The 26,155-nt window shown below is 42.5% G+C and carries 20 protein-coding genes and 1 pseudogene; 11 read left to right on the top strand and 10 right to left on the bottom strand.

Annotation, left to right across the window (positions count from 1 at the left end):
- Positions 1 to 208 precede the first annotated feature (208 nt).
- From AAG747_RS26925 to AAG747_RS26910, 4 genes are all read left to right on the top strand, one after another.
- Positions 209 to 1,420: a glycosyltransferase gene (locus AAG747_RS26925; RefSeq protein WP_346824360.1), complete on the top strand. Its 1,212-nt coding sequence runs from the start codon at positions 209 to 211 to the stop codon at positions 1,418 to 1,420.
- 272 nt (positions 1,421 to 1,692) lie between these two features.
- On the top strand, positions 1,693 to 3,165 hold the full coding sequence (locus AAG747_RS26920) for an O-antigen ligase family protein (RefSeq protein WP_346824359.1): 1,473 nt from the start codon (positions 1,693 to 1,695) through the stop codon (positions 3,163 to 3,165).
- 13 nt (positions 3,166 to 3,178) lie between these two features.
- Entirely contained in the window at positions 3,179 to 3,862 is a 684-nt protein-coding gene (locus tag AAG747_RS26915; protein ID WP_346824358.1) for a TolC family protein, read from the top strand.
- A 150-nt stretch (positions 3,863 to 4,012) separates the two neighbouring features.
- On the top strand, positions 4,013 to 5,074 hold the full coding sequence (locus tag AAG747_RS26910; protein WP_346824357.1) for an endonuclease/exonuclease/phosphatase family protein: 1,062 nt from the start codon (positions 4,013 to 4,015) through the stop codon (positions 5,072 to 5,074).
- 823 nt (positions 5,075 to 5,897) lie between these two features.
- On the opposite strand, the gene AAG747_RS26905 is transcribed toward AAG747_RS26910, so the two are convergent.
- Positions 5,898 to 7,997 (bottom strand): TerD family protein, encoded by a 2,100-nt coding sequence (locus AAG747_RS26905; RefSeq protein ID WP_346824356.1) that lies wholly within the window; start codon positions 7,995 to 7,997, stop codon positions 5,898 to 5,900.
- Positions 7,998 to 8,242: 245 nt separating this feature from the next.
- Positions 8,243 to 8,758 carry a hypothetical protein gene (locus AAG747_RS26900; RefSeq protein ID WP_346824355.1) on the bottom strand — a complete coding sequence of 172 codons (516 nt, stop codon included), beginning with the start codon at positions 8,756 to 8,758 and terminating at the stop codon, positions 8,243 to 8,245.
- A gap of 371 nt (positions 8,759 to 9,129) precedes the next feature.
- Between AAG747_RS26900 and AAG747_RS26895 the strand changes: the two genes are divergently transcribed.
- The 5 genes from AAG747_RS26895 to AAG747_RS26875 all read left to right on the top strand — a co-directional run bounded on the left by AAG747_RS26895 (position 9,130) and on the right by AAG747_RS26875 (position 18,054).
- Positions 9,130 to 11,397 carry a S9 family peptidase gene (locus AAG747_RS26895; protein ID WP_346824354.1) on the top strand — a complete coding sequence of 756 codons (2,268 nt, stop codon included), beginning with the start codon at positions 9,130 to 9,132 and terminating at the stop codon, positions 11,395 to 11,397.
- 381 nt (positions 11,398 to 11,778) lie between these two features.
- A complete protein-coding gene (locus AAG747_RS26890; protein ID WP_346824353.1) occupies positions 11,779 to 14,142 on the top strand; it encodes a TonB-dependent siderophore receptor in 2,364 nt (787 codons plus the stop codon).
- A 287-nt stretch (positions 14,143 to 14,429) separates the two neighbouring features.
- Positions 14,430 to 15,629 (top strand): PepSY-associated TM helix domain-containing protein, encoded by a 1,200-nt coding sequence (locus tag AAG747_RS26885; RefSeq protein WP_346824352.1) that lies wholly within the window; start codon positions 14,430 to 14,432, stop codon positions 15,627 to 15,629.
- 121 nt (positions 15,630 to 15,750) lie between these two features.
- A complete protein-coding gene (locus AAG747_RS26880) occupies positions 15,751 to 16,740 on the top strand; it encodes a serine/threonine dehydratase (RefSeq protein ID WP_346824351.1) in 990 nt (329 codons plus the stop codon).
- 186 nt (positions 16,741 to 16,926) lie between these two features.
- The gene (locus AAG747_RS26875) at positions 16,927 to 18,054 is read left to right on the top strand and encodes a hypothetical protein (RefSeq protein ID WP_346824350.1); all 1,128 of its coding nucleotides are present in this window, start codon (positions 16,927 to 16,929) and stop codon (positions 18,052 to 18,054) included.
- Between the two features lie 685 nt (positions 18,055 to 18,739).
- On the opposite strand, the gene AAG747_RS26870 is transcribed toward AAG747_RS26875, so the two are convergent.
- From AAG747_RS26870 to AAG747_RS26850, 5 genes and pseudogenes are all read right to left on the bottom strand, one after another.
- On the bottom strand, positions 18,740 to 19,234 hold the full coding sequence (locus tag AAG747_RS26870; protein WP_346824349.1) for a hypothetical protein: 495 nt from the start codon (positions 19,232 to 19,234) through the stop codon (positions 18,740 to 18,742).
- Between the two features lie 11 nt (positions 19,235 to 19,245).
- Positions 19,246 to 20,385, bottom strand: a pseudogene (locus tag AAG747_RS26865) (RHS repeat-associated core domain-containing protein); the annotation flags it as partial.
- A 627-nt stretch (positions 20,386 to 21,012) separates the two neighbouring features.
- Positions 21,013 to 21,951, bottom strand: coding sequence for an RHS repeat-associated core domain-containing protein (locus tag AAG747_RS26860; protein WP_346824348.1), 939 nt, complete (start codon positions 21,949 to 21,951; stop codon positions 21,013 to 21,015).
- Entirely contained in the window at positions 21,926 to 22,072 is a 147-nt protein-coding gene (locus AAG747_RS26855; protein WP_346824347.1) for a hypothetical protein, read from the bottom strand. The genes AAG747_RS26860 and AAG747_RS26855 overlap by 26 nt, the downstream gene beginning before the upstream one ends.
- A gap of 35 nt (positions 22,073 to 22,107) precedes the next feature.
- The gene (locus AAG747_RS26850; protein WP_346824346.1) at positions 22,108 to 22,425 is read right to left on the bottom strand and encodes a hypothetical protein; all 318 of its coding nucleotides are present in this window, start codon (positions 22,423 to 22,425) and stop codon (positions 22,108 to 22,110) included.
- 129 nt (positions 22,426 to 22,554) lie between these two features.
- Between AAG747_RS26850 and AAG747_RS29255 the strand changes: the two genes are divergently transcribed.
- Both AAG747_RS29255 and AAG747_RS26840 read left to right on the top strand, forming a co-directional pair.
- Positions 22,555 to 22,824, top strand: coding sequence for a helix-turn-helix domain-containing protein (locus AAG747_RS29255; protein WP_430300676.1), 270 nt, complete (start codon positions 22,555 to 22,557; stop codon positions 22,822 to 22,824).
- A 111-nt stretch (positions 22,825 to 22,935) separates the two neighbouring features.
- On the top strand, positions 22,936 to 23,406 hold the full coding sequence (locus tag AAG747_RS26840) for a transposase (RefSeq protein ID WP_346824345.1): 471 nt from the start codon (positions 22,936 to 22,938) through the stop codon (positions 23,404 to 23,406).
- Positions 23,407 to 23,563: 157 nt separating this feature from the next.
- On the opposite strand, the gene AAG747_RS26835 is transcribed toward AAG747_RS26840, so the two are convergent.
- The 3 genes from AAG747_RS26835 to AAG747_RS26825 all read right to left on the bottom strand — a co-directional run bounded on the left by AAG747_RS26835 (position 23,564) and on the right by AAG747_RS26825 (position 25,693).
- Positions 23,564 to 24,109 carry a hypothetical protein gene (locus tag AAG747_RS26835; protein ID WP_346824344.1) on the bottom strand — a complete coding sequence of 182 codons (546 nt, stop codon included), beginning with the start codon at positions 24,107 to 24,109 and terminating at the stop codon, positions 23,564 to 23,566.
- Positions 24,110 to 24,230: 121 nt separating this feature from the next.
- Positions 24,231 to 25,304, bottom strand: coding sequence for an RHS repeat domain-containing protein (locus AAG747_RS26830; protein ID WP_346824427.1), 1,074 nt, complete (start codon positions 25,302 to 25,304; stop codon positions 24,231 to 24,233).
- Positions 25,305 to 25,339: 35 nt separating this feature from the next.
- Positions 25,340 to 25,693 carry a hypothetical protein gene (locus AAG747_RS26825; RefSeq protein WP_346824343.1) on the bottom strand — a complete coding sequence of 118 codons (354 nt, stop codon included), beginning with the start codon at positions 25,691 to 25,693 and terminating at the stop codon, positions 25,340 to 25,342.
- Positions 25,694 to 26,155: the final 462 nt, after the last annotated feature.

Genomic DNA, 26,155 nt, shown 5'->3' with positions numbered 1-26,155 from the left:
AGGCAAAGTAAGAGGGTTTGTCAGGCATTACAAACAGCTAAGTTCAGTTAAATTGAAAACAAATCTTAACAGAATTTACCTTCAGATAGGAATGTGATAATTTAGCCCCAAGTCAATTTTAGCAAACTGCCTTTTGACTTGGGCAGGGATTATCTTCAACAGGCTATTTTACAATCTGTAAAATCACCTTAATAGACTAGTTTAAATTATGCAAGAATACCCGGACATCATTTGTGTAGCCTTCCCCACTTGGGAGGGAAACTATGCCAAGAGTACCGTGCAACTAATTTCACAATTAGCCAAACGCCACCGGGTGCTCTACGTTGACTACGAATACACCTGGAAAGACGTACTAATGGGGAGCCTGGGCAAGAAAGAGGCGCCATGGAAAAGAATCACCGGAATCAATAAGCGTTTGCGGAAGTTAAGCACAGGCTATGGCTCGGACGTGTTTGTATTAACTCCCCCACCCGTATTTCCAGTCAATTGGGTAAACTCATCACGCCTTTACCGGAAGGGAATTCATTTTAATACCTACCTGATCCGGGAGAGTATCCTGCATGCCAGCCATATCGTAGGGCTGAATGCTCCGGTGGTGCTCAATGCCTTTAACCCCTTTTACGGCTTGTTTTCATTGGGTAAATTGGGGGAATCCAAAAATATTTACTATTGCTATGATGAAATCAGTGCGGCTCAATGGGCGGGAAAACACGGCCCTTCCCTGGAAAAAGATTTTATCCGGCAGGTAGATGCGGTGATTACAAGCTCCGGTGCTTTACAAAAAAACAAAAAGTCGCTGAACGAAAATTGCCACCTCATTCCGAATGGAGTGGATTATCAAGCATTCAATCAATATTGTAAAGACCCTGACCCGCATGAAAAGAAGGAAAAAGTAGTTGGCTATGTGGGCAGTATTGACGACCGCCTCGACTATACATTGTTAAGGCAATTGATTGGCCAATACCCCGATTATCAATTCCGCTTTATCGGCCGCATTGTGGAGCCTGAACTCATTCAACCACTCCAGGCCTTTCAGAATGTGGAATTTACGGGTCCGGTCAATTATACGAAACTTCCGGAAAAGGTTGCGGAGTTTGATGTTTGTCTGATTCCGTTTGTCAGAAACACATTTACACAAAGTATTTATCCCTTAAAAATAAACGAATACCTGGCGGCCGGAAAGCCGGTGGTCATGAGCCGGTTTTCAGATCATTTGGACGAATTTCAACATGTGAGTAGTATTTGTGAAACACCGGAAGCGTTTTGCCAGGCAGTCGCAAATGAAATTCGACAGGATACCGCCCAAAAAGTAAAAGCCCGCTGTAAAATAGCTCAAGAAAATTCTTGGGAAAACCGGGCCAAACAATTTTCGGATATAGTGCGGCAAGTGACGTATGAAAATCAATTACTCCATCAATAATAAAGGATTGAAGATTGAGGGATTGAAGGTGGAAGAAATAAAGGTGGACGAAATGAAGGGCCGGTGGGATGAATTAAATTTAGACATAAACAAATTACGAACGCAATGCAAGATAACCGCCTGAGTGATAAAAAATTATTGGAAATGATTGTCACGAGCTTTATTGCACTGACAATGGTGGCTTTGTTTCTGAAAATCATGTTTTTCTAAGAACAAACGCATTTTTACCAGCTTAATAATTCATAAAAGAACAAAACAGAAATCGCAACAGTATGGGATTGGGGAAAAAATTATGGAGCGATATTGTATACAAGCAGTTTGACACTCCGGCCGGTTATTTTATCCTGACGGTCGTAGCCATAATAGTCGGCTTATTGACTGCCAAGCTGGGTGTACTGGCAGGAGGGGGCTTGTTTGTATTATCCCTTTCCGTAGCGGTGGGATTGCTTTGCCTGCTCAACTTAAAAGTAGCTTTTTATTTAAGTCTCTTTTTTGCCTTTTTCAGTAATTATTTTATCCGGTACTTTGCGACCATGTACAATATCGACCTTCCCTTAGGTTCGGTCGTGGATTTGCTATTGATCCTGATTTTGTTGGGAATATTCATCGATCAGCACCGCAACAATGACAAAAGTTGGGAGTTTGTCAAAAATCCCATTACCTATGTTATGCTGGTCTATCTCTTATTTGTGGGGGTGCAGTTTTTTAACCCCTATCTACAGGCAAAGATCGGTTATATTTATTTTATCAAAAGAACAGCCGCTTTGTACATCAGCTATTTGGTAGCGCTGTATTTGTTTAAAGAGAAAAAGAACATCCGGAGTTTTCTGAAGTTTTGGTTTGTCATGGCTTTTCTGGGTGCACTGTACGGCTGTACCCAAGAGTGGTTTGGCTTTATGCCGATGGAACAGCGTTGGGTCGATTTTATTACTGCCTTGGAAGGCGGGCGCAACCCCCTGATTCACAACGGCATTTACCGGAAAGTTTCGTTCTTCAGCGACCCTACTTCCTTTGGAATGTTGATGGCCAATAGCCTGGTTATGAGTCTGGTGTTGATGACCGGTCCCTTCCGAAAAAAAACCAAATTGGGCCTGGGGCTTCTAAGCCTGTTTTTTGTCTTGGGTATGGCCTACTCCGGTACCCGTACCGCTTATGCCATGGTTCCGTCCGGCCTGGTTCTTTTTACCTTAATGACCATCAATAATAAAAAAACACTACTATTCACCGCCATGGGCGTGATGGGCTTCATCATCTTGATGTTCGGGCCCTTTGACAATCCGTTGGTCAAGCGAGTACGGACTGCCTTTATCGGTTCGGAAGACGCCTCTCTCAACTTAAGGGATATGAAGCGGGCCCTTGCCCAGCCTTTGGTGTACGAACATCCTCTGGGCGGTGGTATTGACAGCAGTGGTATTTTAGGAAGAAAATATGACCCGGGGCATTACCTGGCCCCCTATGTGATCGATAGTGGTTACATGAAAACCGCCTTGGAGACAGGTTGGATCGGTTTGATTGTGATCCTGATCTTTTACTTTGTACCCATGCGGGTGGGGATCAAGCACTTTTACCGGGTGGAAGATCCCGAATTACGCACCTATTTGGCGGGGATTCTAGCCGTTATTTATGCATTGATTATCGCTACCTATGTGCAAAAATCTATCAATCAATTGCCTGGAGGACTGATTCTTTTCATCCTGTTCGCGGTCTTGATTAAAATTCCTCAACTTGAAAAACAGAACAACTAATTCACAAACTATTATGAAAAAAATACTAGCAGTATTGCTACTGTGTGCCGGCCCGGTATGGGCACAAGTAGACTATGACCGGGTAATTCTTCCGGAAGGAAACACTTCCCAGGAGCAAGTCGAAAAATTGATCCGGACTGCTTGGAAAAATTACCCGGAGAATAAGATCTTACAACATAAAATTACCATTTCGGAATACGAGATACGGAAAGCCAAAGTCGATTGGAGTAAAGACATCAGAGCTTCTTTTAACTTAAACGAAGGAAATATAGATCCTCCGGAAAACGGGGCAAACCTGTTTTACCCAAGGTATAACATGGGGGTAACTTTGCCCTTGAGCACACTATTGGTTACGCCCAAACAGGTGAAAATAGCCAAACAGAACCATCAAATTGCCAAAGAAGAACTCAATCAGCAAAAGCTCTTCATCCGGAAAATCGTCTTGATCAAATACCAACATTACCTTTCGGCCAAAAAAGTATTTCAGGTACAAAGCGAGATTACGGAAGAACAATATTCGAAATACGTATTGGCAGAACAGCAATTTAAAAACGGGGAAATTGAACTGGAAACCTTCAATGAAACCCTTCGCAGCTACAACACCGAGCGTTTGAATAAAATCAAAGCCGAAGAACAGTTGCTCACTTCCAAAATTGAATTGGAAGAACTAGTAGGGGTGCCTTTGGAAGAAGTGTAGGAACCAAGGATTGGAGGAATGAAGGATGGAAGGAATGAAGGATGGAAGGGCGACCCTTTCGAGTTAATGAATAACAATATAATTTACTGACAAACAATGCGTCCGGTAGACTGTTCAGCTTTCCGGACGCACAATTCAATTACCCTATCTATGAAGTACCTGATCGCTTTTTGCAGTGCATTCAGTCTGTTATGTCTACTCAGCCCGCTATTGGTTCGTTGGGGTTTGGGGATAGCCGGAGTCATGGCCCCTCTTCTGCCCTTGGTATTTGTGCTAAACCTCTTGCTCATCCTCCTTGCAGGCTTCAAAAAATCCTGGTGGGCACTCTTGCCTTTAGGATGGGTCGTGTGGACACTGCCTTTTCTTCCTTCTTTTTATCAATGGGGTCAACCTAAAGTAGCGGCCTCCTCTAACCCCACCATTAGTATTTTGAGTTACAACGTCAGCTTTTTTAATATTCCGGCGCCTTTCTCAGACGCTTATTATGATCCTTTGGCCAATAGTCCGGCCATTACCTTACAAAAGTGGTTGAAAAACCATCCGGCAGATATTAAATGTTTACAGGAGTTTTACGATGATGAAAACTCTTCTATTTTTAACAATGAAACGGCCTTAAGCAAAGAGGGAATGTACGAATGTTACTTCGTAGCCAAGCCCCGGCACCAAAACGGCACGCGAAGAGGTTTGGCCATATTTTCCAAATACCCGATCGTAAACACAGGAGAAATATTCCTAAGCGACAATTTGTATAACGGGGCAATTTATGCTGATATACAGATCGGACAAGACACAGTTCGGGTCATCAATATCCATTTGGAATCCATGCAATTGGCAGCCGCTTCCGACTTGTTCAGCGCCTATCAAAACGGAGTGATGAATCACTTGCGCCAAGTGCGGCAAATTCAACCGTTTATCGCTTCCAGCTCCTACCCGGTGATCGTTAGTGGTGACTTCAACTCCACCCCTTACAGCGCTGTATACCAAGAATTTAACAAAGATTTACTCTCTTCTTTTGAAAGGGCAGGGTCGGGCTTTGGCTTTACGTATAACGGCTCCACCCTCAAGTTCCTCCGGATCGATCATCAGTTTTACACCCCCAGTCTCAAAGCACTTCAATACACCACCTATTCGGATATTACAGCTTCCCAACATTTTCCCATAGAAGTGAAATATGAATTACCCATGAGTTCAACACTCTCCTTAAAAGATTGAATAACGGTGAAGACTGGTTGTAAGGCATCAAAGGAACATTGAACTTTCTTCTTTGCAAGAATACGGTGTTGACCATTCTCAAAAGAAAAAAAGAGAAAGGGAAGTAATGATACTGTTTTATGGCTTGGGATAGAAGGAAGTATCATTTAATCCTTTCTCTAGAAGATTTTTATCAGTACAGTAAGTAATTAAAAGAACATTGTTTAAAAAAAGAAAGGGAAGCAATGATACTGTTTTATGGCTTGGAATAGAAGGAAGTATCATTTAATCCTTTCTCTAGAAGATTTTTTATCAGTACAGTAAGTAATTAAAAGAACATTGTTTAAAAAAGAAAGGGAAGCAATGATACTGTTTTATGGCTTGGAAGCATCATTTAATCCTTTCCCTGTTAAGTCATTTATAAAAGAGCAGGAAATTAAGAACACTATAATATCCATAGTTTTAGAAGGAAGCATTCTTTAGGCCTGACTCAGGTTTTAAAAACACATGGGAATCAACTCCATTGTTACCTGGCGCTCTGTCCGGTTGAGCTACCGCCATTAGCGGGCAGGAATCGAACCTGCATCCTCCAGTACCCCATTTAGAAGGAAACAGTGCTTAGGCCATGTGTTTTGTTTTTTTATTCGCTCATTTACTAAAGAAAAAAGAGAGGGAATGAGTAAAACTATTGGAGATTTATAGCCTAAAATAGAAGGAAGCTCTACATAGTCCTCTCTGTTTTTCCGCAACACCGGGAAATGGCCATCATTGTATACCAGCTACATCAGCAAGCTGATGCTTAGGAATCGAACCTATAGAAGGAAATGACAGCTAGGCCTGGTGTTTAGAGTAATTCATTTAAAATAAGCTCTATATCACTGACATTATAATCACAATCACTCAGGCCAAAGGTAATATCCGCTTCCGACTTTTCCTCCGTAATCGCGGCATTTCTTCCCACGCTATGGTAGCGAGCCAGGGCCAGCATATTGGGTCGGGTATCGTACATTTCGGTCATTTGTTTTGAAATCGTAGAAATATCCTGATAGGCCCCTTCCACCCGGTTATATCCCGACAAACTATTGATATACAAATCGATAAAAATAATCTCCTGTTTGTGCAAATCAATCAATATGGGAATTGCATAGGAACCGCTGCCTTTCAGATCGAATTTATGTTGTACGGTTTTGATATCGAAAGATTTGTATTTGTTGTTTACCTTTTCCCGGATCATCCAGCCCGAATGGCAATCCATATCGGCAAACTTGTTCCCTGAGTACCTGTACACCTGCGTGGCAATATACCGCACCTCTTTGTACCTTTCTCTCAAAGTATCCAACTCAATGTCAATAAACTCAGCAGCACCACAAGGGGCAGATTGTAAATCCCCGGAATGCAGAATGCCCCCGGCTTCCAAATTGGTATAACTCACCTGCCCTTTAAATTTCATCTCTTCATCGTATTGAATCAGTGACAAATCCAGGTCGGTTCTCCGGTCATTCTCTTTCCAATACACAAACAAGCGTAACACTTTCCCCTCTTCCAGAGGCATCCGGCTACCCCGGCCCAAAGTAAGTAGCCCATCGGAGGCACTTCTTTGTTGCAAAGGCACGGTAAAATTCCGCAATGCAGGGTCGATCCATACCTTTTGCTTTTCCCAGCTTTCCTTTTCACTGGAAATTTTTTGAGCGATGGCCTTTTGTAGAATTTGCTTCAATGCTTCCAAAGCCGCTTTTTCCAAACGGTTGGGTGTATTGTCCATCACCCTGATTTTTCCTTTTTTATTGATAATGGTTCTGTAAGAAGCCGCCTCTATCGTTTGAAAATAGGCATCCATCACCAAAAGGTTTTTTAAAGCGACCTGATCCACCACGGCATCAAAAGCAGCCAATACTTTCAGGTATTCTTTTTTTGAAATTTCTAAAACATGATGAATTTTCCGGGCAAACATACCGGGCCGCTGCACCAGCAAAGCCAGCAAATTGTCCAGGTCCGAAGCTTGTATACTTTGCTCCACTTTGGCGTTAAACGTAACTACCTTTCCATTTCTCAACAAGTCAAAAGCCGCATACGTATTGGGAAATTTTTTGGCATATTCAAAAGGATGTAAATACCTACCCAAGGCCAACCAAAGACCTTTGTATGCCTTCAGATTTTCTGCGAGGTCCGGACATTTTTCCAACATTTGCATGACGAAAACCCTTTGTGCCCTTTTCAGTTTCGGAAACTTAATAGGCTGGGCCAACGAGGTATCCGACTCGGTGACTGCGGCAAAAAGCCTTAGTAAGTCCGTTGGAGTATCGATAAACTGTGCTAAAGTTTTCAGGTCGTTCTGTTTCCAACAATATTGCATCAAATACGCTTTGGTTTCTTTGAAGACAACCCTGGAAGCCTCCATCCCATCTGCCCCGAAAAATTCCAATAGAAATTCGATTTCGGGCTTCAAAGCCTCCTTGATCGAAGACTTGGCATATACATTATTAAGCAGAAACTGCCAGGCCTGATGCATAGCCTCTTTTTGTGAAACAAACTTTATTTCTACCCATTCGGTATGGGTATCTTTAGCCTTTTTGAGCTGCCGGAGTACTCCTTTTTCAAACAAACCCTTGTCCTGAAACTGCGAAATGGGGTCTGCACCAAACTCTTCCAGATCAAAAAGCCAATCCGGAATGATCATCCCATTATTCAGCCTTTCCTTCCCGGTAAATTGCCCAAAAACATTGCCCAGGTACCCGGCCAAACGCTTATGCCAATATTCTTCTTGATTGGGTAAGAGGTCCGGAAATCCCTGAAAAAGCGGTACATATTTTTTATCTCCTCCCTTCATCTTTTTCAAGACCTCCATCGTCTTTTCAAAATCCTCCAAAACCGCATCCGTATATAAATCAGGATTGGTGATTTTGTATCCCAAGTTAGCCAACTCCGCCATGAAAATGATTTTCATATCTTTGGTAACTTTCCCCTCAGTTACCGGAATAATGCGTAAACGGTTTAAGAATATAGAAAAAAACATAAGTCGTGTCTCTTTATGGAAAATATAAGTATATGTCAGAAATCCATTTCTTACTGACTGATGATACAAAGATGAGGGGCAAGTATGCAGTCTTTCTGCGTAGCAAAAAAAGAATTTATTTTTTGGTAAGAGTAAGGGAGATATTCTTTCAATTCAGCCCAAAAACTCCTTTTTTTCTACTCCTCTATTGAAAGGAGTTTGATAACTTCCGTCCAATTTCTTGAGGGTTGTTTAATCAGAGACAGCTCTACAAGGTGTATATCATCCGTATCAGGCTCTCCAACGGTCATCCTAAAATTAACACTATCTCCTTTTATACTTTCAAACCAAAATGAATTGAACACAGATGAATTAACTTCATTACCGAGTATATCATATAACTTATTTTTTGTAAAATTCCATGAATCACCAGAGTCAATGGTTATACGATATTTAAGCGCTCTATAGGCATAAATAACATCCGGTTCCGGCTTTCTAAACAGAAATTCAGAACCGGAAGGAATTTCAACAACTTTAATAGCTGTATTATTGATTAACGTATCGCAAATTACTTGTGACAAAGTATCCGGAGGATAATACAGTGTATCTGATTTTGAGCTTGACGGGTAATGGTGAACTTCATTTTTACGTTTACCACATGCCGCGAACAGAGTCATGGCTACTAGTAATAGTATAAATACATTAAGCTTCATTCTCATACTATTTTTTTATATTGAAGTGAATTAAACTTTTTCTTTTTCCTGAAAAATGTTTCAAAAACGATACGTAGAAACCACTTCATTATCTAAAGGAGAGATCAAAATTTTATTTTTGGGTCAAAACTCTCATTTCAGGAGCCTCCGTGCAGCATTCCGGTAGCCCGACCACAAAACTACTATTCTGAGAATCCTAAACGAAGAATTTTTGCCACCAAAGGAGTAGCCCCCGTAACGAATTTTAAACAGACTCTTATAGAGTCCCTCTCTAAAAAAGCAAAATAGTACCGGTTAAGGCAAAAATTGTAGTCCCATTTCCCATCGCTTGCTTCTATCTTTGAAGCTCTATTATGAAGAAACGATACACTATGACAAAATCAACCATCACAGCCTTTTTCCTTCTGGGCTTCTTTACGACTTTAGGTTGGGCTCAGAAAACGCCCTCCGGACAACTCTCACTGGAACGGATTTTCAGTAGTAATGACTTTTCTTCGGAACGGTTTGGGCCGGCCCGTTGGATCGAAGATGGAAAAGGCTATACCACCTTGGAATATTCCAAGCGATATCCTAACTCGCTTGAACTGGTACGTTATGAAACCTCCAACGGAGAAAGAAGCGTATTGGTGCCGGCTGAAGACCTGATCCCCTCAGGGCAAAGGGCACCTCTTCGGATCAGCGATTACCAATGGTCGCCCGACCGGAAAAAATTATTGATCTTTACCAATACAGCCCGGGTTTGGCGTTTGCATACCCGGGGCGATTATTGGGTTTTGGATTTGGAAAAGAACACCTTCACCCAACTTGGCGGAACGGAAGCCCAAGCATCCGGCTTGATGTTTGCCAAGTTTGCCCCTCAAAGCGACCGGGTAGCCTATGTACGTGAAAACAATCTATATGTGGAGCACTTGGCCAATGGTACAATCACGGCATTGACCCACGATGGCAACCGCAAGATTATCAACGGGACTTTTGACTGGGCATATGAAGAAGAATTTCATATACGGGATGGATTCCAATGGAGCCCCGACGGTGCGTTTATTGCCTATTGGCAACTGGATGCCAGTGGAATCCGCGACTTTCTGATGATTAACAATACCGATTCGATTTATTCTTATACAATTCCCGTTCAATATCCCAAAGTAGGTCAACCCAACTCAGCTTGCCGCATCGGGGTCGTCAGTACCCAAGGGGGCGCTACACAATGGATGAAGGTACCCGGAGATCCCCGGAACAACTATATTCCCCGGATGCAATGGGCTGCCAATTCGCAAGAACTGCTTCTGCAACACCTGAACCGGAAACAAAATACCAATGAGGTCATGCTGGCTCAAGCGGCTAGCGGATCGGTGCATACCTTATTTACTGAAAAAGACAGTGCCTGGCTCGATGTGGTCGATGATATCCATTGGGTACACAACGGAAAAGCCTTTACATGGGTAAGCGAACAAGACGGCTGGCGCCACTTTTATCAGGTTGACAGGAAAGAAGGTTCCCGAAAACTCCTAACCCCCGGAGCCTATGATATCATTTCTTTGGAGCATCTGGATGAGAAAAAAGGCTGGGTGTATTTTATCGCGTCCCCGGAAAACCCTACCCAACGCTATCTGTACAGAGCAAAATTGAACGGAAAAGGAAAACCGGAATTGATATCTCCGGCCAATCAAGCCGGCACACATACTTATCAAATTTCTCCCAACGGACAATGGGCCATTCATACTCATTCCAATGCCAATACGCCTCCTGTCACCGACTTGGTCAGCTTGCCGGATCACAAAGTAGTACGCAGCCTGGTAAGCAACAAAGCCCTGATCGAAACCGTAAAGGCGCTGGATTGCCAACCTGTGGAATTCTTTAGAGTGGAAATTGAAAAAGGAGTGGAATTGGACGGGTACATGCTCAAACCTCAGGATTTTGATCCCGATAAAAAATACCCCGTACTTTTTTATGTTTATGGAGAACCCTGGAACCAAACGGTATTGGACAAGTGGGGATGGAGCCGCTATTTATGGCATCAGTTACTCGCCCAACAGGGCTATTTGGTCATGAGCCTGGACAACCGTGGTACGCCCGCACCCCGGGGCAGAACCTGGCGCAAATCGGTCTATGGGCAAATCGGAATTCTGGCCTCATCCGACCAGGCCAACGGTCTCCGTAAGGTAATCCAGAAATACAAGTTTGTAGATAAAAACCGTATTGGGATCTGGGGATGGAGCGGGGGTGGCGCCATGACCCTCAATGCAATATTCCGCTACCCGGAACTCTACCAAGTAGGGATGTCCGTAGCCCCGGTCACCAACCAATTGCTCTATGACAATATTTATCAGGAGCGGTATATGGGACTCCCCTGGGAAAACCAGGAAGGCTACCGGAAAGGCTCTCCGGTCACCTATGCCAAAAACCTACAAGGGAAATTGCTGTTGGTCCACGGCACGGGTGACGATAATGTGCATTACCAGAACTCCGAAGTGCTGATCAATGAGTTAATCAAACACAACAAGTTATTTTCCCTGATGGTCTACCCTAACCGTTCGCACGGCATTTATGAAGGAGAAAATACCAGCAGGCATTTGTTTGAGACCCTCACCCATTATCTCCACAACCACTTGCCTGTAGGCAACCAAGAGACTTCTCAATAAAATACCTTATCAAATATTCTTTACAGGAAAATCCCGGTAGCCAAACCTTAATGGCTTCCGGGATTTTTTATCCTAAACGGATACCTCATTCCACTTGTATCATTTCAACCAGTGTATCTTACAACTTCATACCGAAAAGCTCTTTGACCTCTATCAAGCCTATATTTATTTGTCAACTCCTTTAGGGTGATTCGGTTGCTCCATAAAGCGGGAGTGATATTTCTTTCAAAGGTAATCTTCCTCATTTTTGCTCTTGCGAACAAGTTTATTCCACTCACTAGAAATAGTGAGTGGAAATACTAGAAATAGCGATTGATATCCAATCAACGCTCAAATAACTTTGCAGCAATTATTTATAATCAGTCTAAATAAATATTTGCGATGAACGTTAAATCTACAACATTTTACACACTGCTTTTACTCTTACAGAGTGTATGGGCTTACTCACAAACGGAGAAAGGCAGCTTACAAGGCAAAGTGTTAAATTCCTTGGGAGAGCCAGCTGTTTATGTTTCCGTACTGTTGAAAGGTACTCAAAACGGAACGGCTACTAATGCCCAAGGAGAATTCACATTAAACGCCAAGGAAGGCTCTTATTCCCTGATTTTCACCTCTATCGAATACCAAGCCCGGGAAATTCCGGTACAGGTAAAAGCAGGACAAACGCTTACATTGCCAGCGATTACTTTACAGGGAAGCAGCCAGAAACTGAGTGAAGTGACCGTTTCCGATCATAAACAACCATCTTATAAAGTAGATATACCTTCTTCCTCTCTTCGTTTGAAAACTCCGCTCCTGGAAACCCCACAGAACATTCAGGTAGTGACCGGGAAGCTTTTGGCCGACCAACAAATTTTTGACATGTCAGAAGGCGTGGCGAGAAATGTCAGTGGGGTAACCTCATTGGAGCACTGGGGCAACTACGTCCGCCTGAACATGAGAGGCTCGAGAGTGGCGCCATTCCGCAACGGAATGAATGTGGAAATGCAGTGGGGACCTCTGTCGGAAGACATGTCGATGGTAGAACGGGTGGAATTTGTGAAAGGGCCCGCCGGATTTATGTTGGCACATGGGGAACCCAGTGGTTTTTACAATGTAGTGACCAAAAAACCTACCGGACAAACCAAAGGAGAAGTGACCTTTACTTTGGGGAGTTTTGATACCTATCGCTCTACCCTGGACCTGGACGGGAAAATGAGCAAAGACGGAAAGTTGCTCTACCGGATCAATTTGATGGGGCAATTAAAAGGCTCGCACCGGGACTTCGAATTCAACAACCGTTATTCCGTAGCTCCGGTATTGACGTATCAATTCAGTGATCAAACTTCGTTGACAGCCGAATATACTTACCAATACTCCCGGATGTCCGCCATTGGTTCGGCGTATGTATTCTCTCCTAATGGATATGGAGATTTGCCGGATAACGCTACCACTGCCGAACCGGGTATGGATCCAACGGATATCAAAGACCACAGTCTGTTCCTGACGCTGAACCATCAACTCAACAGCGATTGGAAACTCACAGCCCAATTGGCTTACTTTAGATACGATCAAACCGGTAGTTCTTTATGGCCCGTGGCTAATACTATGCAAAAAGACGGCTCCGTGATGCGGGGTATCTCTATCTGGGACGCCCTAGGAGAATCCAAACTAGGACAAGTATTTGTCAACGGGGAATTCCAAACCGGCCCTATCACCCACCGGGTATTAGCAGGTTTGGACATGGGTAACAAACACTATATGGCCGACTGGAATCAAGGCTTTTCGTTTGACACCCCGGAAAACCCCTACAATGTTTATGACCCTGTACATGGAACAGGCATTATTCCCGTATTTGACCGGTCCAAAAGCCTTCGTCAAAGAGCGGGAATGGGCAATGTGGTGGATCAAAGTTATTCTGCTGTCTATCTACAAGACGAACTGCGGTTTTTTGAAGATAAAGTACGCCTGACTTTGGCAGGACGCTATACGACTGTCAAAGACACAAAGTATACGCAAGTGGCGGAAGCCGACAAATTCTCTCCGAGACTTGGATTAAACGTTTCGGTAACAAAAGGAATGTCTGTATACGCTTTGTATGATCAAGCTTTTGTTCCTCAATCCGGTACTACCAAAGAAGGCAAAGGTTTAGACCCTATAGAAGGAAACAATATGGAAGTAGGTTTGAAAAAAGAGTGGTTTGGAGGGAAATGGAACACTACGGTTTCAGTGTACCAAATTACCAAACAAAACATGAAGCTTCCGGACCCGGATAATGTAAACTTCTCTATCCAAGTTGGAGAGAACCAGGCTAAAGGGCTTGAGTTTGATGTGAAAGGGGAAATACTCCCCGGCTTAAACCTGACAGTCAACTATGCTTATACCAATTCTGAGATTACCGAAGATGAGAATGACGAAAATATAGGAAACCTGACTCCCGGCTTTGCCAAACACAATACCAATGCCTGGTTGGCATACGAACTGCGCAACAGTTCGCTCAAGGGTTTAGGCTTTTCCTTAGGTTATCAATACCTGCTTGAAAGAAGTACCTGGTCATGGGCCGGAGCGTCCGGAAAAGATGCCCTTCCGGATTATTTCCGCATGGACGGTTCGGTTTCCTGGAGAAATGAAAAATTCCGGGTAGCGTTGAATATCAACAACTTGTTGGATGAATATCTGTATTCAGGTTCTGCTTACGCAGATTATTATTACTGGCAAACAGAGCCCGGAAGAAACTTCCGCCTGAGTGTGGGTTATCAATTCTAATACCTTTCTCTACCTCTTTTCCCCTCTCTGTCAGCCAAAGAGAGGGGATTTAATTTTCCACCTCTCACTACTATTGTGTCAACCTATGAAATCAATAACCGCCTTGGCCCTACTGCTTGGAAAGTATGTACTGAAAGCGAGCTATCAAGCAAAAGTACTTTCTGTTATACCTCTTCGGGAAACGAATCAATGGCTAAAGCCTTGAAGTGGTACATTGACAAAACAGCCATCATATTCCTTGAAAACGGCCGAAAGAAGTTTGATTTTATTCCAGAACCTATCGATTCATGACCTTTAAAAAACTCGTTGGGAAACTCCACCTTTGGCTTGGGCTCGGCTCAGGCCTCGTTGTGTTTATTGTCAGTATCACTGGCTGCATTTATGTCTTTAGCCAGGAAATCCATCAATTTGTCGACCGGGAAGTGCTCGAAGTTCCCGCAAGCTCCTCCGGTACCCGTCTGCCCGCCAGTGTATTGTGGGAAAAAGCCGCTCAAGCTTTAGGAGAAGACCGTCCTATCGGTTGGGCCAGCCAATACCGCGACCCCAAGGCCAGCTGGTCGTATTCAACCTACCAGCCCAACCCTGAGGCCCTCACCTACTTTGGAGCTTTGGAGAAATACGAAAGTGTCTACCTCGATCCCTATACCGGTGAGGTTCTCGGGTTTATCGATCATAAATATGACTTTTTTAATATCGTAAAATTTCTCCATTGGAGTTTATTGCTCAATACCCCCTACGGGCAACCCATAGTCGGATGGAGTACCTTTATTTTTGTCATCTTGTTAATTTCGGGAATGATCTTGTGGTGGCCCAAAAATAAAAAAGCCCGCAAACAACGCTTTACCGTCAAATGGAATGCCCGTTGGCGCAGGGTAAACTACGATTTGCACAATGTGCTGGGTTTTTACATCGCCTCCATGGCTTTGATCCTTGCCTTCACCGGAATGGTTTGGGCCTTTACCTGGTTTAAGGGCCTGGTCTATGTCGCAGCTTCCGGTACCACTACCCCACCCGATATGTCTCAAGCCGTTTCCACGCCATTGACGTCTCCTGTTTCCAGCAACCCTATGGACCTTTCGATGGAACAGGTTTGGAAAATCTATCCGGAAGCCTACTGCGCCCGTTTGTATATGCCGGCCGACAGTACCGGAATTATTATGGCCCGGGTTCAGCAACTACCGGGGGTTTATTACAAAAGCTCCGAAATGCAATTTGACCAATACTCTGCCGAATTGCTCAAACATCGCAGACACGAAGATAAAAATACCGGGGAAAAATTGATCACCGCCAATTACGACATCCATGTAGGCGCAATTTTAGGCATCCCCGGAAAAATCCTGGCATTTTTCGCCAGTTTGATTTGTGCCAGTTTACCTGTCAGCGGTTTTATGATATGGTGGGGCCGCAGAAAAAAATCCAAACAAAAAAGCAAAACCCCACAGAAAAAGAAAATCAACCCAACGGCACAAATGGCCACAACGGGTTGATCCGATTGCCGAGGCAATCGAAAAAGATTTTCATAAAAGGTGACTACCTTTGAAGTATTCCGGAAGCACACCCGGTTTCCGGAATACTATTTCTACTTTCCACCTAATAACAATGAGATCCATGGATATTCAAGATCTTGCCTTGGCAAAAGGCCGTATTGCACCCTATACCCACATCACGCCTATATTATCCTCCCAACTGCTCAACCAATGGCTGGGACATGAAATTTATTTTAAAGCCGAATGCCTTCAAAAAATCGGGGCCTTCAAAGCCCGGGGTGCCTGTAATACCGTAGCCTGGCTGATAGAAAACGGACAAAAACCCCAACAGATCATTGCCAACAGCTCGGGCAATCACTCACAAGCCGTAGCCTGGGCGGCCGGCCAATTTGGAATTCCCGCGACTATCTATATGCCCCAATCGGCTTCTCAAATCAAAATCCAGGCGACCAGAGCCTATGGCGCAGAAGTAGTACTCTGTGAAACCCGCGCGGAAGTAGACGCATTGGTCAATGCAAAATCTCAGGAAAACGGCACCTATTGGATTCCTCCTTATAACCACGAACAAGTCATTGCCGGGCAAGGAACAGCCGCTTTGGAAGCCCTGGCCGAACTCAGTGGAATCAACGCCTTATTTGCCCCTTGCGGTGGCGGTGGACTGTTATCCGGTACGTTGATCGCTTCCCGGGCCTTGGCGCCCCAAGCAAAGGTTTTTGGTGTAGAGCCACTCAACGCTAACGATGCAGCGCAGTCGTTAATATCCCAAAGTATCCAACGCCTCTCCTCCACCCCCGACACCCTGGCGGACGGAGCCATGACTTTGTCCGTTGGGGAAATTACCTTTGAATACCTGAAGCAATTGGACGGGATGTACGAAATCGGAGAAAAACCGATAAAATACTGGACCCAATGGTTGCATCACTTGCTCAAAGTAAATGTGGAACCCACCAGTGCTATGTCTATGGAAGCGGTTTGCCAATGGTTGCAAAAACAAACCCGGCCTCAAAAAGTATTGGTCATCCTGTCCGGGGGAAACATCGATCATCAAACCCGGAAGAAGGTATGGGAAAAAGACTATCTGTCCCAACTTCCGCTTGTACAAACTCAATAAATTTGAAGACATCATCCGGTTCGCTTATCATTCCGGAATTCAACTATTTCCGGTAATATTTTTGAAGCAGTTGAGAAGGAAATAATTTTGTAGCAACTAAACATTCTTAATCAAGGCATTGTATCTGTTTGGAGAGCTGTAGGCTTCTCCAAGCCTCTGCTTTATTTTAAAAACCACTTGAAAAAAATGAAGAAATTAATTTTATGGACTTTTTGGATTATAGGTCTGACGGCTTGCTCCTCAGAGGAAGAAAAGACCTTTACCTGGACAGAAGACCTTACTTCGCTTACGCAAAAAGATTTAAAAACCTGGCTGCGAAAAGCCCCCTTTCAAAACGAATGGAACCCTCATGAGGGTGCGCAGGACGAAATAGTGCTGACAAATATTGAACAGGTATTTCCCTTTATGGGCGACTTCAAAAATGAAAATGACGATTTACAAGACTATGATTTTTATCAAAAAGAGGAAGTCATTTACAAAGATCCGGAATGGGGAGAGTTGTTCGTCTATGGGGCATTGTTATACGAAGACGAAGCATTGTATCTAAAGGACTTTTATTCAAGCTCCGGCAATCCGGCCTTTTCGGGAACCCATGCCATTCACGAATCGTATACCGCCACGCTCAACGAAACCCAACTTACCGGCAAAAACCAACGGTATACAACGGCCGTCTATTGGGTCAGTACAAACCCGGGCAATCAGTATTTATTGGGGTTTTACCAACAAAACCACCTGGTTGTACAGATCGGGTTCCCTTGTCAGGACAAAGAGAAAGGGTTGGAAAAATTAAAAGAATGCAGCCAAGCCCTCCACCTGCAGGTGAAGGAATGGGAAAAGGCAAAGGTAGAAGCGTTGGCAGTCAACCCACAGCCCGTCACCTTCTGGAAAAACCCGTATAAAGGCATTTACCATGGGCAATACATGCTTGCTGATCTCGAAATTAAAGTAGCCCAAACTCCTTTTAAACAAAGCATCCGGAGATTGGCCAATGAGAGAGGGGTGGATTACCTCTTTTTTTATGACGGACCTCATGGAACCGTAGAGTTGACGTTTGTCAAAAAAACAACCGGATTAAGTGCAGAAGCCTTCGAAGCAGAGCAAACCGCAAGCACCGTATGGGAATTAGCCAAAAACTCACAGAAGGTATTTCTCAGTGAAACCACAGAAACCAACGGACAAATACAAGGCACTGCCGAGACCTATTTTAAAGACCGGCACCTGCTACACATCAGCTATCAATACCCCAAGCAAGACCCGGAAGCCCAAAAACGAATTGAAGAAGTCCTTAAAAACCTAAGAATCCGCAGGTTTTAGCAAACAGCTTTTTTTCAACTCTTCAAGGTTTGGAAAGTTTAGGCTAAACGGTCTTTGATAAAAAACCTTGAAGAGTTTTGTAGAGTGAGTGGCTGCCCGAGGTTTCATCCGAGCTTCACCCGAGGCATCGTAGCGGTATTCGGTAAAGTCTCCCCCTTTCACCACCTTGGCTACTTTGCCGTATACCGTCCGGTCAATTGGGGTTGTGCCTTCGTTGGTAACTTGGAGCAGGTTGCCAATTTCAACTCTTCAAGGTTTGAAAAACCAAGCCTATGCTAAAACTAAACAGCACTTCATTAAGAAACCTTGAAGAGTTTTTACATTCGTATTGCCGATGCCGATGGCCCAGGGTCAGCTCTCCGGCCTGGGGTTGACTGGCTGCCGGCTGTCCTTTCGGTTGGATGGAGCGTCTGAACAGCCCTACCCGACTGTTGCCGTAGACCGGTTGCCCGAGATTTCATCCGAGGCATCATAGCGGTATTCGGTAAAGTCCTCCCCCTTTCACCACCTTGGCCACTTTGCCGTACACCGTCCGGTCAATTGGGACTATGCCTTCGTGGATAGCTTGGAGCAGGTTGCCAGTTTCAACTCTTCAAGGTTTAAAAACCAAGCCTGTGCTAAAACTAAGCAGCATTTAATTAAGAAACCTTGAAAGTTAATTCCAGAACACCCCTTGAGATAAATTTCACTGTTTTTCTGGGTACCATTCAATATCATAATGATTCCTGTAAAACTCAGAAGCAAGATTTTCAAAAATCATTTTGCTTTCACAATTAATATCATCAATAGTTTCAAAAGCATAAAACCAACATAAATATTTACCAGGTTTTCTATCGTCTTTAAACTTGAATAATAGCCATTTATAACCTAAAAAGTTATTATACCACTGACTACTTGAAAATACTACCTTATCAATACTCTCCTTTTTATATCTTTTTTCTATTATTTTATAGGATAATATTTCTTTCCTTAGAACAACATCTTCAACACTGATTTCAAAAGAAGTATGAAACAAAGAAAATACAAAAAACAGACATGTATTTGTAATTATAAAATACACTAAAAAACCATAATCAATATAATTTTGGTTAAAGAAAAGGGTATTTATAATGTAAAAACCAATATACACAAGTGAGTTATAGTAGACACTAGCTCCTAATAATTTATAGTCTTTATCCATCCTTTCTAATATTATCTTATTGTCCCTCCCCTTCTATTAAGTTCTGACATATGTGCTTGTTTAATAGTATAGTTTTCAAGTATATTTAACATTACATCACCACTATACTTTTGAGAATAATACCCTCCAGCACCGGATACTATGATTCCCATCCCTAATTTCCAAGTCCTTCCCAGTGGAGTGAAGGTTAACGATGTCATAAGTGTTGATGTGAGCCTCATGCTTTGAAAGCTTGTATATGCCCCTACAGCTTCAAAAGTAGCTTGATTACCTGGATTGGGAGAAGAATAAATTCGACTACCAGCTTCATATAAATTATACCCATACCAAGCTATTCCTACTACTCCTAGTACATTTACAGATAAATCTGTTTTATAAAAACTTGGAACCGCAAGTTTTCCTTTGGCTATTCTACCACTCATGAATTTATCCGTCAAGTTTATATGCTTTACTGGGTCAATGGCATCTAACATTCCTTTAGTTCCAAGAGTCATCTTTCTTGCCAAACTTTTATATTTATATCGTAATTTTAAACCTCTGTTAATATTACCAGAACTTTTAGATGTCAATGTAGAAGAATAAAGTTCTTTCAAATGTAGGTTAGAATAAGCTGCATAACCAACTCTCAATCCACTATTCCAGAAACCAATTGCAGCATAACCTCCTGAAAATTTACTTTCCTCTACCGATATAGCATCATTGTAATAAGAAAAACTGTAATATTCTGTTCTATTATTATCTAAATATCTCCCTTCTTCTGCATTCCAATAAAATGTATTAGCTTTATCACCTTCCCCAGTTGTAATACTATAAATTTTGCTATTTAAATTTAATACGCCTGATGCTCCTGCTATATCAACATATCCCCCACCTGGCGTCCTTTCTAAAGTTGAAGCCCCATTGGCTGCACCTCCCTCAAGACCATCTATATCAATATTCATAATTGGAATATTACTAGCAAATTGATATGGAGTCAACTCAGGATAACTCTTAGCCAACGGATCCACGGACAAAAACTTCCCAATCTCCGGGTTGTACAAGCGGAAACCGTAATCCTGGATCAGGTGCCGGTGGCCGAAGTCCTTGTCGTTTTCCTTCCCGTTAAAGCCATAACGATAGCTTTCATCCGAGTAGTTCCGCCCGGCCATTTGTTTGCCAAAGGGCGGACGGCTAGTTGGAAGTAATCCGAAGCACTGAGGACTTCACTGGCCGGGCTGGCGCACCAGTAGAGATAACTTTTGTTATACTACCTTGCAGGTATTGAAGTGCAGGACGATGGAGTACCACAATGAGCACCTTACTTCCGAAGGTCCAAACATAATTGATAAATCCAAAAGCTATTTTAACTCTTACACTATGATTTTGGAAGATTCGGACTCTTGGAATAAGATTTTGAATAAAAAACTATAAAGAAATATAAAACAAAAAAAATGGGTTTGAAAACAAACATTAATATGTAATAACTATCAATAATAGACTCTTTATAAATTGCTGGATAATTTAGTAAGGAATTAAAAGTTGAATTCACAAAAAAGCATGAAGAAAAAAACACAATATTTTGTATTTTTCCACTTAAATAGTATAAAAGAATTGATGAAGTTACGAATAAACCAATATTAAAGAATACAGAGTAATTCAATAATTTTATATCTATAAATTCTCCGATCACATAAATGAATCCAAAATTAGCAGCATCTAATGCTATTTGTATTAATGGAATATAAACTATAATAAAAAATAATAAGCCTATAAATATCATTCCTTTATTTTTTACAATCTTAATCCTCATAATCATCCCTATTATCTTGACCATCCCAAACTTTTTGATTCTCAAAGCTTTTATTCCATTCATCTATACTAATCAACTCATTTTTATTTTGACCGTTTGGCGAATATATCCCTTTAAAATTCCCCTCATTATCTAGGGCAACTTTAAGAGAATAATTTGATAGGATATTTTCTTCGCCACTTCCCCAAACATTAGTTAGTGGACTACCTTCAGCTAATGATGTTCCAATAAAAATCCCGTTACCTACAGCATCAAAAACCATAGTTTCTTGTGCTGGAAAAACATTACCAGTAATTTTACTTGAGATATGTAAAATATCTTCATCAACATCAAATTTTAAATTAAATTGGATGTCAATCCCAGGACCAAGTTCAGTTCCATTTTTTGCGTAATAATCCCCTTTGACTTGAATTAATTTATTCTCTTTACTACCAGTTATATCACTAATATTTATACTCTGATTATCAATTTCCCATTCTCCAAATAACCCACCTTTTAATATTGTTGGTTGTGAACTAATTGCCTTTCCAACAAGCCATTCATCTAGATCAATTAATAATTTTACGTGGATTCTAGCTAAAACTTTTTTATAATCGGCTATTTCAAACTTTGTTCTATCATCAGCTTTGCCTTCAAAATGAGTTAATTCAAATGATCCTCGTGGAGCAAAACTTCGTCCAACCACTTTATATTTTTCAAGTCCTTCTAAATCAATACTGCTAATTACATCATTTTCAGCAAAAGCATATGTTGAATCCCAAGGATAAGACTTAAACAGCGGATCCACCGACAAAAACTTCCCAATCTCTGGGTTGTACAGGCGGAAGCCGTAATCCTGGATCAGGTGCTGGTTGCCGAAGTCCTTGTCGTTTTCCTTCCCGTTAAAGCCATAGCGGTAGTTCTCATCCGAATACTTCCGCCCGGCCATTTGTTTTCCTAAAGGCGGACGGCCAGTCGCGGACGGCTAGTTGAAAGTAATCCGAGGCACTCAGGACTTCGGAGGCCCGGCGGTTGTCCTTGTATTTCACCCGGTCGGTAATAGTCGCCAAGACATTGGACTAGGCGTCTGCCCCAAGGTGGTTGCTCAGTTCGTACTGACGGTGGCCCAACAAGGCCTGTTTCCGGCCTGAGGTTGGCTCTCTTCTGCTTGCCCTTCTGGTTGGATAGAGCGTCTAAATAGCCCTACCCGGCTGCTGCCATAGACCGGTTGCTCGCTTACTTGCTGGTCTTTGTAAATGGCCATCACATTGCCCGAGCTTTCACCCGAGACATCCCGTACATAGTGGGTCATCTTGGTGGTAGTGCCTACTTTCACTCCTTTGTATACCCGGTTGCCCGAGGCATCGTAGCGGTATTCGGTAAAGTCTTCCCCCTTCACCACCTTGGCCACTTTGCCGTACACCGTCCAGTTGATTGGGGATTACCCTTGGATCAAATTATCTCACCATTTTATAAAACAACAACTTTCTCTAAGGTTTTAAGTACCCACAAAAATAAAATAAAGTATTTGAAGATAGGCTAACTTTGCAGGATGAGACTACATCGCTTTATCACCGCCACGGCAGCAGAAACCGCTGGGCTGAAGGCCCAACTCACCCAGCCGATGAGCCGGCAGGAGACCGTGCGTATAGAAGGGCTTTTACTGAGCCTGAAAGGCTATACCATTGACCAGATCAGCGATATACTGGAAGTAAAGCGGGATACGGTGGCCCGGTGGGAAACAGAAAAATTGGAAGGACTGAAAAACCGTCCCAAGAGTGGCCGCAAGCGCATTTACACGGTCGTTGAGGAAAAAAAATGATCAGAAAGGCTAAAAAAGGAGTACAACAGTCCAAATTGTTTCTTGACAGGGTGTCCAAGGTCACCGGAAAAACCTGTCATGTGCAGACCTTGAAGAACATTTTTAAGCGCCATGCCCTGCGCGGGAAGCTGTTGGCAGCCCAAAGGGCAGCAGGTACTGCTGCCGGCCAAACGGCAGGGTTATACGGTCTTGGGAGCGCTCAATGTGAAGGGGCAAAGCTTTTATGGCCGCATAGTGGAAGGGGCAGTAAATGCCCATATAGTGGTGGACATATTGTCCAAGGTAAGCAAGGCCATAACCAAAAAGACGGTGGTGGTACTGGACAACGCCCCGGCGCACAGGGCAAAAATAGTAGAAGAACACCTGGCCATGTGGCGGAAAAGAGGGCTTTATTTACAGTTCCTTCCCGCATACAGCCCTGAGCTCAACCTCATTGAAATATTATGGAAACAAATGAAGCACTTTTGGGCGGCACCCCGCTGGATAAGGCCACAGGACTACAGCTCCAAAACCACTCTCTACAACAGGGTAAAGGATATCTTTGAAAACTATGGCTCCAAATACACTATTTTTTTTTGGTAGGTACTTTAAAGCCCACAGTTGCTTACAATGGCTGGAAAAAACCTCTCAGAAGCTTACTAAAAGAGATTTTTACTACTTCAAATCAAGTAAATAGTAAGCAATAACCCCAGATATATTCTTATCCTTGCCAACTGATATTATTTTTCATTTGGGTGAATCACTCTATCGCTCTGCCTTCTTGTGAAAACCTTATATAAGCAATTCGAGGTTTGTCTTTTCGATAAGAAACCTTATACCGAATATTTTCAACCTCTACACCAGGAGGAAGCCTTTGAATTCTTTCATAGTATATCCCATTTACTTTATAAGAAAAATGAATATTATCATTCATCCAATCAAACCTCACACTGGTCGTATAGGTATCCTTAAAGTCACCTTCTTCATCTATAACGGGATGCGAAAACATCGGCATATGGTTTTCAGGCTTGGAGGGGTCGTATAAGAGCATAAATTTATCTCCCACTTCAATTCCATCAAAAGGGTGTTTTCTTCTTTCTTTAAACTTTTCGCCTCTCACTTCATATTCATAGATGATAGTATAACCAGATTTAGTCACTACACAAGTAGTTTGGACACCTGATTCTTTCAGTGAACTTGAATTTGTTACTTTATAAACTAAATTTAGTATTAGTACAGTTACCCCAAAAATTCCTATCAAAGTTGAAACATTGAGACTAGTCATTTTATTAAAAATAGCCTTCATAAAAAAACCGTTAACCAAAAAAATAAATTTCAAATTACACAAGCTAATTAAACTTATTTTGTTGAGTTTCTGTACAAAATCAGCGCATTTACATTAGTTCTGCCAGAAATAATTTTCTATTTTATTTATTCTTCTCTTTCGCTCCATCTGCTGATGTTCCCCCAATTATTCCAAATATAATTCCTATAACAGTCCCATTTCCTTCTTCTGCCTTTTTCTTTACTACTTCAATTTGTTTTTCAATAGCATCAATTTCCGCTTGAACCTCTTTATAGTTAGGCTTTGCTTCTTTTAAAATAGACAATTTTCCCTTTAGTTTTGAAAGTTGTCCCCCCAACACTTTGAGTACTTTTTGAGCATCCATTTTAAAGCCCCACTCTGGTAGTTTACCAAACATCCCCCCTGCTATACCAAATTGAAAATCTATTGTAGCTTCTCCTAGATCCTTTTGTAAACCAGCAAATTCAAAACTCACCTGATCATCTGTATATTTTATATCCGTAGAAGCTTTAAGCAGTTCACCGGCTACTTCCTTTCCTACTTTTATAAGTGAATAATCTCCCATTCCAGACGTTGCTGTTGAGATACCTCCATTTACTATTATATCGCCATAGTCAAAATCATACCATGGTTTATTCGTTAATGTGTTTGTTCCTATTTGTACAACCGCTTCCGATCCTGCACCTTTAGCAAAAGCAATAACAGCAGTGCGGGTTAAAGTAAATATTGAACCAGACATCATTATACCTGAAGATACCATAAGAGCAACATTTTTGTCCCTTTCTAACTTTAACTTTTCTTCTGCTGTGCCATATTTGTTTACATATTTTTCTCTAGCGTCATTGTTACTTACTACTCTACTATATCCATAAGGCTCAGGTTCCGCACCATCCAAATCAATTGCTTGTATTGGAGTATTTCCAGCAAACTGATAAGGTGTATACCATGGATAATCCGGGGCCAACGGATCCACCGACAAAAACTTCCCAATCTCCGGGTTGTACAAGCGGAAACCGTAATCCTGGATCAGGTGCTGGTTGCCGAAGTCCTTGTCATTTTCTTTGCCATTAAAGCTATAACGGTAGGCTTCATCCGAGTAGCTCCGCCCGGCCATTTGTTTGCCAAAGGGCGGACGGCTAGTTGGAAATAGTCGGAAGCACTTAACACTTCGGAGGCCCGGCTGTTGTCCTTGTATTTCACCCGGTCGGTGATAGTCGCTAAAACATTGGACTAGGCGTCTGCCCCAAGGTGGTTGCTCAGTTCGTACTGACGGTGGCCCAAGGCCAGTTCTCCGGCCTGGGGTTGGCTCTCTTCTGCTTGTCCTTCCGGTTGGATGGAGCGTCTGAACAGCCCTACCCGACTGCTGTCGTAGACCGGTTGCTCGCTGACCTGCTGGTCTTTGTAGATGGCCAGCACATTGCCCGAGATTTCATCCGAGACATCCCGTACATAGTGGGTCATCTTGGTGGTAGCACCTACTTTCACTCCTTTGTATACCCGGTTGCCCGAGATTTCATCCGAGGCATCGTAGCGGTATTCGGTAAAGTCTTCCCCCTTCACCACCTTAGCCACCTTGCCGTACACCGTCCAGTCGATTTGGGTTGTGCCTTCGTTGGCTAGCTGCCGGCTGTCCGAAAAGGACAGCCTCCAATTGATGCCACTTACATTAACAATATGATTTTTACAGAAAGAACTAAAGACATTCCACTAAAAGAATACTATTTATAAAATTTTGTATTGCAATTAGTTCATTTATAATGACAAAATAGTTGATGTTTTCTAACCTGTATTGATTTTGGAAAATAGCATCGTTACCAATGAGGTATTGTCCTGCCATTCTTTCTATTTTCTTTAATGTAGATACATATTTTGGAGATGTATATTTGCTTTGGAGAGCTTTTAGACGTTCATTAAACTTTTCTATCTAAGTACATGACAAAAATAAGCAGAGGGCTTTTTTAATCATATTATTGATATTATTTAAAAACACCTCTGAGAGTTTATCAAGGCCATAGGAGAAAAAGCTAACCGCTCTTCTGCCATGCT

This window comes from Rapidithrix thailandica, assembly GCF_039710355.1.
Classification (GTDB): Bacteria; Bacteroidota; Bacteroidia; order Cytophagales; family Flammeovirgaceae; genus Rapidithrix; species Rapidithrix thailandica.
Note: the sequence above shows the minus strand (reverse complement) of the source record. Positions and strands in the feature narration are given on the sequence as shown.